Here is a 12,637-nt window from a genome sequence, read left to right on the forward strand (position 1 = left end):
AAGGGCGCTTCCACCAGATCGGCGCCATCGGGCACGTCCACGCTGCCGGCCACGGGGGCGTCGGCGTCGGCCAGGTCGGTCACGCGGTCGAACTCGCCGCGCCGCTGCCAATCGGCGCGTTCCGCGTCGAACGCGGCCACGCGCTGGGCTTCAAACGCCGCAATTTCAGCGGCGTTGTCGGCCAGGAACTGGCGATAATCGGCGAGCCGAAACTCCGATGGCTCGATCTGGATCGACCGGCGCCCGGTGGGAAAGTCGCGGCGCCATTCCACCAGTTCCTCGGCGCTCACCGGATAGAAGCGGATCTGGTCGAAGAAGCGCAGCAGCCAAGGCTTGCCCTCGATAAAGGCGTCGGTCTGGCGGTGGGTGTTCCACACCTGGATGGTGCGGCCAAACAACTGGTAACCGCCCGGCCCCTCCATGCCATAGATGCACATATAGGCGCCGCCGATGCCGACCACGTTGGGCGGGGTCCAGGTGCGGGCGGGATTGTATTTGGTGGTGACCAGGCGGTGGCGCGGATCGACCGGGGTGGCGACCGGCGCGCCCAGGTACACGTCACCCAGGCCCATGACGAGGTAGTTGGCCTCGAAGATCAGGTTCTCCACGGCGGCGGCATCGGGCAAGCCGTTGACGCGGCGGATGAACTCGATGTTATCGGGGCACCACGGCGCATCGTCGCGCACCGCGCCCATGTACTTCTGGATGGTTTCGAGCGTGGCCGGATCGCGCCAGCTCAACGGCAGGTGGACGATGCGCGAGGGGATGGTGAAATCTTCCAGATCGCCCAGGCGCTCCTCCGCCTCCACCAGCGCAGCAAGCATGGCCTGCTGGTCGAGACTGTCGCCATCGAAATGGACCTGCAGCGAGCGGATGCCCGGCACAACGTCGATCACACCGGGCAACGCCATGCGTTCCAGCTCGGTCATCAAGGCATGCACGCGGATGCGCAACTCGATATCCAGCGTGATCGGGCCGTATTCGACAAGGATATTGCGATCACCCTGCTGGCGATAGACCGTGCGCGGGCGCGTGCCGTGCCCGGCGATCTCCGCCAGGATCGGCGAAAGCGTCTCGATCTCGCGCGTGGGGCGCGGCGCCGGCGGCGTGCCATCGGCCATCAGCGCGCGCTGCGCCGCATCGGCGGCCTGCGCATCGGCGATGGATACCGGCACGAAGCGCAGGCGATCGCCCGGCACCAGTTGCCCGATCTTCCAGCGATCGGCCGCGATCACCACGAAGGGGCAGACGAACCCGCCCAGCGAGGGGCCATCAGGGCCAAGGATGATCGGCATGTCGCCGGTGAAATCCACCGCGCCAATGGCATAGGGATTGTCGTGGATGTTCGAGGGATGCAGCCCGGCCTCCCCGCCATCGGCGCGCGCCCATTGCGGCTTGGGGCCGATCAGGCGCACCCCGGTGCGGTTGGAGTTGTAGTGCACCTGCCAATCGGCGCCCACCACCATCGCGATGTCTTCATCGGTGAAGAAATCGGGCGCGCCGTGCGGGCCATAGAGCACGCGCAGTGTCCATTCGCTGCCCATGGCGGGCAGTTCCACCGCCGGCAGCGGCGCAGCGGTTTCCTCGCCGCCCAGGTGCAGCACATCGCCCGCCACCAGGCGCCGCGCGGCATGGCCACCGAACTGGCCCAGTTCGAACGTGGCGCGGCTGCCCAGGTAGGGCGCGATATCGAGACCACCGCCGATCAGCAGATAGCCGCGCATGCCGCCGCCCCGCGTGCGTCCGGTGGCCAGGGTTTGCCCCGCAGCCACGGCAATAACTTCGCCCAGCGGCACCGCCACGCCATCGAGCGTCGCGCCAAAATCGGCCCCGGTCAGGCAGATGCGCGCCGGCGCGGTAAACGCCAGGGTGGGCCCGGTGTGCGTCATTTCGAGGCCAGCCATGCCTTCGGGATTGCCGAGCAGGCGGTTGCCCAGGCGGAACGATTGATCGTCCATCGGCCCCGACGGCGGCACGCCCACGGCCCACAGATGCTGGCGGCCGGGCCAGTCCTGCACCGTGGTGGCCGTGCCGCCGGCGATCACGCGCAGGCTGGCGGGCACGAAGCTGATCGTGTCGAGCACGCGGGTGGAAACCTCGCCGCTGGTAAACGCGGGGCTCGCCACCACCTGGCGCAGCCAGCGCAAATTGGTTTCGATGCCGTCGATGCGCGTGGCGGCCAGCGCCTGCTGCATCGCTGCCACCGCCGCCTCGCGCGTGGGGGCATGCACGATCAGCTTGGCCAGCATGGGATCGTACCATGCGCTCACTTCGGTGCCCGCGACCACCCAGGTTTCGGTGCGGATATCGGCGGGAAATTCCACCGCCGTCAGCGTGCCGGAAGTGGGGCGGTAGTCCAGCGCGGGATCCTCGGCATAGAGGCGCACTTGCACCGAATGGCCCGACGGCGTGGTGGGCGCGCTGTCCAGAAACGTGAAGTCACCCGCGCCGCCGCGCACCATCCATGCGACCAGGTCGATGCCCATAACCTCTTCGGTCACGCCGTGTTCGACCTGAAGCCGGGTGTTCATTTCCAGGAAAAAGAACTCCTTACGATCGGCATCGTAGAGAAATTCTACCGTCCCGGCCGAGCGGTAGCGCGCCGCCTCGCCCAGGCGGATGGCGGCGGCATAGAGATCGGCGCGGACGCTTTCGGGCAGCAGCGGCGCGGGGGCTTCCTCCACCACCTTCTGGTTGCGGCGTTGCAGCGAGCAATCGCGCTCCCCCAGGGCGACGATGCGCCCCGCGCCATCGCCAAAGATCTGCACTTCGACATGGCGGGCGCGGCGCACATAGCGTTCCAGGAACACGCCGGCGTCGCCGAAATTGCTCTGCCCCAGGCGCGCCACGGTGGCAAAACCCTCGCGCACGTCGGCCTCGGTCTCGCACACGCGCATGCCGATGCCACCACCGCCGGCCGTGGCCTTGAGCATGATGGGATAGCCGATGGCCGCCGCCGCCGTCACCGCTTCGTCCTCGCTGGTCAGCAGGTCGCTGCCCGGCGCCAGCGGCACGCCATGGGCCTTGGCCAGTTCGCGCGCGCTGTGCTTGAGGCCGAAAGTGCGGATATTGTCGGGCGTGGGGCCGATGAAGACAATGCCTTCTGCCGCGCAGGCATCGGCAAATTCGACGTTTTCGGCCAGGAAGCCATAGCCGGGGTGGATCGCGCCGGCGCCGGTCTGCTTGGCCGCAGCGATGATCGCGGGAATGTTGAGATAGCTTTCGCTGGCGCGTGCCGGGCCGATGCACACGGCCTCGTCCGCCAGGGCGACATGGGCCGATCCCTCGTCCGCCTCGGAATAGACAGCGACAGAGCGCAGGCCCATCTGGCGTAGGGTGCGGATGATCCGGGTGGCGATCGCGCCACGATTGGCGATGAGGACGGTATCGAACATCATGCCGCCACGATCATGCGCACGGGGGTGGGATTGAACGCGTTGCACGGGTTGTTGATCTGCGGGCAATTGGACACGACGACCACCACGTCCATCTCGGCCTTGAGGTCCACCGTCAGGCCCGGCGCGGAAATCCCGTCGACGATGCCCAGCGCGCCATCGGCCTCCACCGGCACGTTCATGAAGAAGTTGATGTTCGAGACGATGTCCCGCTTGCCGCGCCCTTCCCACAGGTTGGCCTCCAGAAAGTTTTCGACGCAGGCATGTTGCCACTTGGTGTGATGACCATAGCGCAAGGTATTGGATTCGCACGAACAGGCCCCGCCAATCGTATCGTGATAGTCCACCGCGCTGGCCGCGATGGTCATCATCGGGCGCCCTTCGTTGGACAACAGCGTGGAGCCGGCGCGCAGGAACAGGTTGCCCTGCGCCGCCACGGTATCCTGCGCGGAATAGCGTTCGGCATCGTCGCTCGCGCTGTAGAGCAGGAAATCGACCGCCTGGTTGCCCTCCAGATCGACGATGCGCAGCGTCTGCCCCTTGGCGACGTGATAGAGCCAGGGGGCGCGGGCGGGCACGATCTCGTCGTGAACGATAGTGCCGGACAGGCCGGCAAGATGGGTATCGGTTGACATCGCAATCCGTCCTTCGCGTTTAGCGGCGGAAATAGTCTTCGACATTGAGGAAGGCGCGCAGGCCTTCGGGTGTCGCGTTGCGGATGGGATCGTTGCCCAGCGTTGCCGGCCCGCGCCAGGCCGTGGCGCGCAGCGGGGTGACGCTGTATTCCGCGCGCGGATCAAGCACGTGGGGCACATTGGCAATGACCACGATCACGTCCATTTCGGCGCGCAGCAGCACCTGCCGGCCGGGCGCGAACGGGCCGACCAGCGGCGTGATTGTGCCGTCTTCCTCGATCCGCGTGCCCTTGAACAGATTGATGCAGGGATGCACGTCGCGCCGCGTCAGGCCATGCTTGGCCGCGCCGAGCAGGAACCGGTCGCGCCCGTTGGGGCAGGCGCCGCTGTTGCGGCCTTCGCCGTATTTTGCCGCATTGCTGGCCGCGTTCGATGTGCCGGCAAAGCAATCGTGCGTGCCGGCATCATCCTCCACGATGCTGAGCAGCACGCGGCCCATGTCCGACAGCAGGAGCTTGCCCGCGCCGAGATAGGCGTTCCATTGCACCTTGACTGTATCGGCCACATTGAGCCGCTCGGTCGGCATGGCGGCGTTGAACACCTGCAGCCCGGCGCAGGCATCGCCGCGCGTATCGATCAGGCGCAGCCGCGTGCCGCGTGCCAGAACCCGCGTGGCATAGCCGCCGGCGGCAATGGTTTCTTCCCACACCAGGTCTGCCGGATCGACCCCCTCGGGCAGATCATCAGCCTTGGGCGGCAGCACCGGCATGGTTTCCACCACCGTGCCGCCCATGCTGCGTGCATGATCGCGCGCGGCGAGCGGGTTGGCGAGGTTGCCTCCGGCGGCTGCCGGGGTTGGGGCCGGGGAAGGGGTGAGCGTATCGGTCATGCGGCCGCTCCATTGCTGGTGCTCTTGCCGTCGTCCTGAACATAGATCGGCGGCAGCAGGGCAGTGGTGGTGACAAGTTCGAGCTGTTGCACGCCGCGCACGCGGCGCAGCGCGTCGGAAAGTTCTTTCAGCCGCACGGCCGGGCCCTGCACCAGCAGGACTTCCAGGCTCTGGTCGTCTTCCAGGAACACGTGCTGGGCGGAAATCACCTCTTTGAGGTAATCGGCCTGGGTCTGCGCCAGCTGGTGGCGCACGCGGCCACGGTCACCGCGATAGACCATGGTGATCGTGCCGGCGAGCATCTCGTCCGGGCGGGTGAGGGCTTCGTGGTCGGCCAGGGCGTGGCGGATCAGCTCGGCAATCAGTTGCGAGCGCGAGGGCAACTGGCGCTCTTCCACCATCATGTCGAGCTTGCGGAACAGATCGGCCGGCAAGCTCATGCTGAGCCGCGCCAGGCTGGCGGGTTCGCTGCTCATGCGAGTTCCTCTCTTGTCATACGGCCACCTTTTGCGGTGGCGTCTTGTCTTCCGGCTCGGCGGTTTCGGCCGGCGCTTCGTCTTCGCGCGGGCGCAGCGGCAGGTCATAGACCACGGTGGCGCCATAGCGGTGCGGGGCGTGGGGATCGTGGCGGCGCTTGTCGAGCGCCAGCACACGCGTGCCGAGCGAGAACGCCTCGCGGATGTCGTGCGTCACCATGATCACCGTCAGCGCGTGTTCGCGCCACAGGCGGCGGATCAGCACGTGCATGTCGGCCCGGATACCCGGATCGAGCGCGCCGAACGGCTCGTCCAGCAAGAGGATGCGCGGCCGCTTGAGCAAGGCCTGGGCAATCGCCAGGCGCTGCTGCATCCCGCCCGACATCTGCGCCGGATAGAGCTGCAGTGCATCGCCCAGGCCCACGGCTTCGAGCATGGCGACAGCCTCGTCCCGCGCGGCGCGGCGGGCGCTACCAAACAGTCGGGCCAGCAAGGGCGCCTGCGCGCATTCCAGGCCGAACATCGTGTTCTGCAGCGCGGTGAGATGGGGAAAGACCGAATAGCGTTGGAACACCACGCCGCGATCGGGGCCGCATTCGGGGGGCAGCACCGCGCCATCCAGGCTGATCGTGCCCCGGCTTGGCGCCTCTTGCCCCAAGACCAGGCGCAGCAGGCTGCTCTTGCCCGCGCCCGATGGCCCGACGATCGAGACGAAACTGCCGGCCGCCACATCGAGATTGATCTTTTCCAGGACGATCTTGTCCCCGAATTCAACCCAGATATCGCGAAGGGAAAGGAGCGCGGTCAATGGCTTGCTCCATGAGCCCAGGGAAACAGGCGGCGGCTGGCCAGGGACAGGGCAAAGTCCAGGGTAATCGCCAGAAGCGCGATCCACGCCACGTAGGGGATGATCACGTCCATCGCGAGGTAGCGCCGCACCAGGAAGATGCGATAGCCCAGCCCGGTGTCAGCGGCGATCGCCTCGGCCGAGATGAGGAACACCCAGGCCGGCCCGAGCGCCAGGCGCACCGCCTGGATCAGGCGCGGCATGGCCTGGGGCAGGGCGACGCGGATCATGATCTGCCAGCTGCTGGCCCCCAGGGTCTGCGCCTTGATGATCTGCTCGCGCGGCAGGCTGGCGATATGATCGGTGATGTCGCGGATCATCGGCGGGGCAATGCCCACCACGATCAGCGCCACCTTGGCCGTTTCCCCCAGGCCCAGCGCGATGAACAAGACCGGCAGCAGCGCGATCGGCGGGATCACCGCAATCGCGGTGACCAGTGGCCCCAGCGTGGCGCGCACCGGCGGCAACACGCCCAGCACCAGCCCGGCGACCAGCGCACCCAGCGTGGCAATGCCCAGGCCGAGGCCCAGCCGCTCAAGGCTGGCGAACGTGTCGGTCCAGAACAGGAAGTGGCCCGAAAGCGGATCGGCCTGGAACAGCAGGGCCGACAGGCCGCGCGCCATGGCATCGGGCAGCGGCAGGATCTTGTCACTGGGATTGAGCGCGTGGCGCTGCGCCGCCATGACGAGATAGAGCACCAGCAGGGCCAGGATCGGGACCGCGCCGGCGATCATCCTGTCATTGCGGCGCATCTTGCGGTTGACCCAGCGCATGGCGTGAACCCCTTGGAGAACGGACGGCAGGCCCCGGCAGCGCGCCGAGGTTGCCGGATCAGAGCTTGCCGGCGGCGGCCAGCTTCATGAAGCTGTCATCGAAACGCAGCGTGACATGGGCCGGATCGCCCAGCGTCTTGCCGCCGGGAAAGGCCATGCCGACCGCGTCGGCCGAGCTGGCGCCCTTGAACAGGCCCTTGGAAAAGCTGAAATCGCGCACCCGCGTCATCGTGGTGACCAGCGCCGGGCTGTCTGCCGCAGCCACTGCCGCGGCGGGCTGGTCATAGAGGAACGTGGTGGTCAGCTGCTTGTCGAACACATCGGGCGTGGTCCCGGCCAACTTGGCCATGGCGGCGCGCGCTTCCTTGCCCTGGGCGTCCTGGCGTTTCATCAGCGCCATGGTTTCATACCAGATGCCGGCCAGTGCCTTGCCCAGCGCGGGATTGGCCTTGAGCGTGGCGGTATCCACCGCCATCAGATCGAGGATTTCGCCCGGAATCTGTGCCGAGGAAAACACCTCGTTGGCGCTAGGCTGCCCGCGCATGACCGACAGCTGCGGGTTCCAGGCCACTGCGGCCTGGGCATCGGGGCTGGAAAAGGCGCCCACGATATCAGCGTCTGACGTATTGACTGTCTTTATATCGCTGAGCGACAGGCCGGCCGATCCCAGGGCACGGGCGAGCAGGTAGTGCGACACCGAGAGCTCGACCAGGTAGATCTGCTTGCCCTTGAGGGCGGAAACCGAATTGGCACCTTTGAGCAGGACGCCATCGTTGCCGTTGGAATAGTCACCGACGATGATCGCGCTGGTATCCTTGCCCCCGGCGGCAGGGATGGTCAGCGCATCCATGTTGGTGACGGTAACACCGTCAAACTTGCCGGCGTTATATTGATTCACGGATTCGACATAGTCGTTCACCTGAACAATATTGATCTTGATGCCGTACTTATCGGCCCATTTCTTGACGATACCTGCCTGCTGCGCATAGGGCCATGGCATCCAGCCAGCATAGATCGACCAGCCGATATTGAATTCGGTTTTCTTCTCGGCTCCGGCATCGGGTGCCGAGGAGCATGACGCCATCATCAGTGTGCTGGCCAGAAGTGCGATCTTACCCGCCGTGCCGATCATCTTCATCATGATTCGCGCCCCTTTCGCACTGCACCATGGTTGCAAAGCCCACCCTTGTCCATGGCAAAAATATTACCCATCGTCATTTTTGTAATAACGCGCGCTATGGGTGAGAAATGCAGCCACGCGTTCTGGCATCGCCATGCTGGAAGCAACGCATACGCTGCCTGTCCAGCGTTCATCGCGATATCGCGTGAACTGCATGCTGTGCAGCGATCACACTTTGACGCCAGGTTGAGTCGCGAATCAAGCGGCAATTTGCGTCAGCAACGGCATCGCTGTGGGCCGCGCGTGTGTGGGGGCGGCACCCCGCCATGCCGCAAGTGCGAGGAAAAATGGCAGGTTTCCTCGTATTTCCTGTGAGTGAATCATACTGAATGCCACGAAAATTATTACGCTTGACCGATTATGTAATATCGGTACCGTGGCAGGTGTCGATAGTTCAGGGCGACACAATAAATATACCAAGAGCGGGTCACCAGAGCCACGCCGCGTTGCGGTGCGGGCGATGGGTAATAGTGCGGATTTCAGGCCGGTTGTTGACTGCCGGAGCGACAGCAAGCGCTCCCACCCTGCCAGGGCCTGGCGCCGCGTTTTGATCCCGACCACTTTTGGCAAGGCAGGCGCAAGCGAGCCGGATGGGTTCGCTTGCCACGCAAATCTTGGTGCCAGGCCGGTTAGCGGTCGGCACTTGCCCGGCAAGCGGGCTGATCCCTGGGAGGGGATGTCACAGCACAGGCTTTTTGAGAACAAAGCGAGGGGCTGAAGTGACCAAGCGATCTTTCCGAACGAACCTGCTGGGCGCCACGATGCTGCTCATCCCGGCCTTGGCGCCGAATTCGGCTTATGCGCAGGCAGCCCCGCAACCGCAAGGCGAGCCGGCGGCCGATGCCGCGGCCACGTCTGGCGGCGACGCCAACTACATCGTGGTGACAGCCACGCGGCGCGCCACCACCTTGCAGGATGCGCCGATCAACATCAGCGCGGTCAGCCCGCAGGAACTTGCCCGCCAGCGTATCGACGACGTCAAGTCGCTCGCCGCGTTCACACCGGGCATGACCGTGGCCGATACCGGGCCAGGCTCCACCGGCAAGATCGTGCTGCGCGGCATCAATTCGGGCGATTCCAGCGTGGAAGGCGCCAGCGCCAACAGCGCAGTGGGTGTCTACCTGGGCGAAGTACCGCTTTATCTGGACTTCAAGCTGCTCGATATCGACCACGTTGAAGTGCTGCAGGGCCCGCAAGGCACGCTCTATGGCCTAGGCACGCTGGCCGGCGCGGTGCGCTACATGCCCAACCGGCCCGATACCGACCACTACAGCGTCGATCTGCACGGCCGCTGGTTCGGCGAAAGCCACAGCAGCGAAGCCGGCGTGAATGCCGATGGCACGATCAACATTCCGATCGTGAAAGACCACATCGCGCTGCGCAGCACGGTGGGGTATTACGACAACCCCGGCTTCATGGATTACAACTACCTGCTGCGCCAACCTGGGGTGTCCAACCCGCAGCCGGTGCGCGGCACGACGGCGGCCGATGGCTCGTTTGGCACACCGGCCCAGCAGGCGGCGAACTTCTATTCCAAGAAGGATGTGAACTATGAACACACCTTCACCACGCGCAACCAGCTGCTGCTGGAAGCCAGCCCGGACTTCAAGGTCTATCTGACCTACGCCCACCAGATCACCAAGACGCAGGGCCGCCAGGCCAACGGCGCTGGCGTGCTGGGCACTGGCAAGTATGAAGCGCCGTGGCGCTATCTGGAACCGACCAACCGCACGTCGGACCTCTATTCGGCCGAGTTCAACGTCAACGTGTTCGACGTGGCCCAGCTGGTGGCGACCACCGCCTTTACCAACCAGAAGATCTATACCCAGCGCGACAACACCGACCTGCTGCTGGACCTGGACTATGGCTATGAAGCCTTTCCAGAGTTTTCCTCCTACAATCAGGCAACCTCGAAGTATCACCAGTTCAACGAGGAAGTGCGCCTGGTTTCGACCCATGGCGGCCCGTTCAGCTGGGTGCTTGGCGGGTTCTACAACAATATGCGCTATGGTTCGCAGTATCGCGAATATGTGCCCGGTTATCCCGACTGGGCCGGCATCTATCGGCCTGACAACCTGGAATACATGTCGTTCGTCAACACCCGCACCAAGGAAAAGGCGGCCTATGGCGAAGGCACGTTCCACATCACCAAGGACTGGCAGGTTACCGGCGGCTTGCGCTACTTCAAGTATGACGCCTTTGCCGAGGGCGGCACGGATACGCCGCTGTTCAGCAAGTACACGCCCTATCCGCTGGTGGTGTTTGCCCCGCAGCGCATCAAGTCGGGCAGCACGGGCAAGGACGGCTTTGTCTGGAAGGCCAACACGTCGTACAAGTTCAGCCCCGATCTCATGGCCTATTTCACCTACAGCACGGGTTATCGCACCGGCAACGTGAACCGCGTGGCGCCATGCGTCCTGCCGCTTGATCCCAAGGTGCAGAACGTCTGCGCGCTGCCCAACGAGCTGGCCTATGGCCCGGACAAGACGCGCAACCGTGAACTGGGCCTGCGTGGCTCGCTGTTCGACCGCAAGTTCCAGTTTACGCTGAGCGGCTTTATCGTCACCTGGGCGGGCGTGCAGGTGCCGAGCCAGACGGTCAACGGCGCAGTGGGCATCACTGTCAACGGCAGCACCGCCGTGTCGAAGGGCATCGATTTCTCGGGCCACCTCAAGATCACGCCGCAACTGACGATCGATGGCACCTATTCCTACAACGACGCGCACCTTACCGCCGATGCCCCGGGCATCGTGGTGAGCAGTGGGGTCAACTATGATGCCTTTGCCGGCGATCGTCTGCCGGGTTCGACCAAGCATTCGGGCAGCGTGGGCGCCACCTATACCTACCCGCTGACCGAGGGCCGCGATATCGAAGCGACCTGGGCGATGACCTATACCGGCGACATCTATTCCCGCGTCGGCCTGCGCGGCAATGGCGAAGTGATCCCGGCCTATACCACGCACCGCGCCTCGGTCACCTATCACAGCCCGATGTTCGATGTGGGCGTCTACGCCGACAACATCTTTGACAAGTATGCCGTGACGGCGGTGGAGAACGACACCAGTTCCTATAACCGCGCCCGCAGCGGCGTGGTGGAACGGTTCTATGCCTATGGTGTCCTGACGCCGCGCCGCGTGGGGCTGGAAATGACCTTCCACTACAAGTGACGTGAAAAGCCCGCTTCCTGTTGCTGCGTGAATGGATCGTGACGACAGGAAGCGGGACCCCGGATCAAGTCCGGGGTCCCGCTATTTCCCAGAATTTCGCAACAGAGCTTCGCCATGGATGGGACAGACATGAAACAGCGGCTGATCGGGCTGATTCCGCCCGCCACGCTTTTGGCAGTGATCCTGTTCTGGGCCTATGCGCCCAAGAGCGTGATCGATTATCCCTGGACGCTCACTATCATGGCCACGGCCATTTCGGCCTGGCTGCTGCTGCTGGAATGGCTGTTCGAACGCCACGCCGATTGGCGGATGAACTGGCGCGAGTTCTTTACCGACACCTTCTATGTCGTGCTCAGTTCCACTGTGATTTCCCGTGCCACCGATTTCTTTGCCGATGCGCCGATGAAGGCGGCCAAGGCCAGCGCCGGGCTGGCCACGCCCTGGTTGGAACACCTGCCGTTCCTGGCACAGGTCGGGCTGATCTTCTTCCTTTTTGAATTCGGCCAATACTGGATGCATCGCGCGATGCACAACTGGACGCCGCTGTGGCTGACCCATGCGCCGCATCACCACATTACCCAGTTGAACGCGCTGAAAGGCTATGTCGGCAATCCGCTGGAGCTTTTCCTGATCAGTCTGGGCGTGATCGCGCTGCTCGATTTCAGCCCGGTGGCGATCCTGTGTGCGGCGAGCGTGGGCAACGTGGTGGCCGGCTTTGCCCATGCCAACGTCAAGTCTGACCCGCCGTGGTTCTATTCGTTCTTCTTCACCACGATCCGCCATCACAGCCTGCACCATTCGGTCGGCTATGAAGAAACCCGCTGCAACTATGCCAACTCGATGATCCTGATCGATCGCGTGCTGGGCACCTATCGCGAGGGCGAAGGCATCCTGGTCGGCCAGGACGAGCGACGCCGCCTGACCATCCGCGAACAGTTCATGTTCCCGTTCGTGCCGGTGATCGATGCGGTCAAGGCGCGCCGCGCGGGCAATGAGGAAGCGGTGCAGCGCTGAACGCATTGGCCGATCGGGTGGCGCCGCTTGCCAGCCCCGCCGCGCGCATGGCACAGGGCGGGATGACCAAGACCGATCCGCAGATTGCCGCCGCGCGTGCCGCCTTAGTGCGGGGTGATTGGCCGGCCGTCGTGCGCGCGGCGCAGATGGTTGGCGATGCGGCCCCGCAGCGGGCGGAGGCGCTGTTCCTGCTGGGCCTGGCCGAAGCCGGGCAGGGACGGATCAGCGCCGCGACCGCCCTGCTGCGCCAGGCCGTGGCGC

9 protein-coding genes and 1 pseudogene are annotated in these 12,637 nt (G+C 64.8%); 3 read left to right on the forward strand and 7 right to left on the reverse strand.

Going from position 1 to position 12,637, the window contains the following annotated elements; all coding sequences use genetic code 11:
• From uca to H926_RS0119590, 7 genes are all read right to left on the reverse strand, one after another.
• Positions 1 to 3,398, reverse strand: a 3,398-nt coding sequence (uca, locus tag H926_RS0119560; protein ID WP_022677792.1) for an urea carboxylase, incomplete at its 3' end; no start/stop codon positions are given.
• Complete coding sequence (locus H926_RS0119565; RefSeq protein ID WP_022677793.1) at positions 3,395 to 4,030, reverse strand: urea amidolyase associated protein UAAP2; 636 nt, start codon at positions 4,028 to 4,030, stop codon at positions 3,395 to 3,397. The genes H926_RS0119565 and uca, both read right to left, overlap by 4 nt.
• A 19-nt stretch (positions 4,031 to 4,049) precedes the next feature.
• A complete protein-coding gene (locus tag H926_RS0119570) occupies positions 4,050 to 4,919 on the reverse strand; it encodes an urea amidolyase associated protein UAAP1 (RefSeq protein WP_022677794.1) in 870 nt (289 codons plus the stop codon).
• Complete coding sequence (locus H926_RS0119575; protein WP_022677795.1) at positions 4,916 to 5,395, reverse strand: CopG family ribbon-helix-helix protein; 480 nt, start codon at positions 5,393 to 5,395, stop codon at positions 4,916 to 4,918. The genes H926_RS0119570 and H926_RS0119575 overlap by 4 nt, the downstream gene beginning before the upstream one ends.
• Positions 5,396 to 5,411: 16 nt before the next feature.
• Positions 5,412 to 6,203 (reverse strand): ABC transporter ATP-binding protein, encoded by a 792-nt coding sequence (locus H926_RS0119580; protein WP_022677796.1) that lies wholly within the window; start codon positions 6,201 to 6,203, stop codon positions 5,412 to 5,414.
• Positions 6,200 to 7,015, reverse strand: coding sequence for an ABC transporter permease (locus H926_RS0119585; RefSeq protein WP_022677797.1), 816 nt, complete (start codon positions 7,013 to 7,015; stop codon positions 6,200 to 6,202). Before H926_RS0119585 ends, H926_RS0119580 begins: the two co-directional genes overlap by 4 nt.
• Positions 7,016 to 7,073: 58 nt before the next feature.
• Entirely contained in the window at positions 7,074 to 8,156 is a 1,083-nt protein-coding gene (locus H926_RS0119590) for a putative urea ABC transporter substrate-binding protein (RefSeq protein WP_022677798.1), read from the reverse strand.
• An 800-nt stretch (positions 8,157 to 8,956) separates the two neighbouring features.
• Between H926_RS0119590 and H926_RS0119595 the strand changes: the two genes are divergently transcribed.
• The 3 genes and pseudogenes from H926_RS0119595 to H926_RS33645 all read left to right on the forward strand — a co-directional run.
• A complete protein-coding gene (locus H926_RS0119595; protein ID WP_051146453.1) occupies positions 8,957 to 11,362 on the forward strand; it encodes a TonB-dependent receptor in 2,406 nt (801 codons plus the stop codon).
• A gap of 129 nt (positions 11,363 to 11,491) precedes the next feature.
• Positions 11,492 to 12,376 carry a sterol desaturase family protein gene (locus H926_RS0119600; protein WP_022677800.1) on the forward strand — a complete coding sequence of 295 codons (885 nt, stop codon included), beginning with the start codon at positions 11,492 to 11,494 and terminating at the stop codon, positions 12,374 to 12,376.
• Positions 12,377 to 12,438: 62 nt separating this feature from the next.
• A pseudogene (locus tag H926_RS33645) lies at positions 12,439 to 12,637 on the forward strand (sulfotransferase); the annotation flags it as partial.

It is taken from the genome of Novosphingobium sp. B-7 (genome assembly GCF_000410615.1).
GTDB lineage: Bacteria > Pseudomonadota > Alphaproteobacteria > Sphingomonadales > Sphingomonadaceae > Novosphingobium > Novosphingobium capsulatum.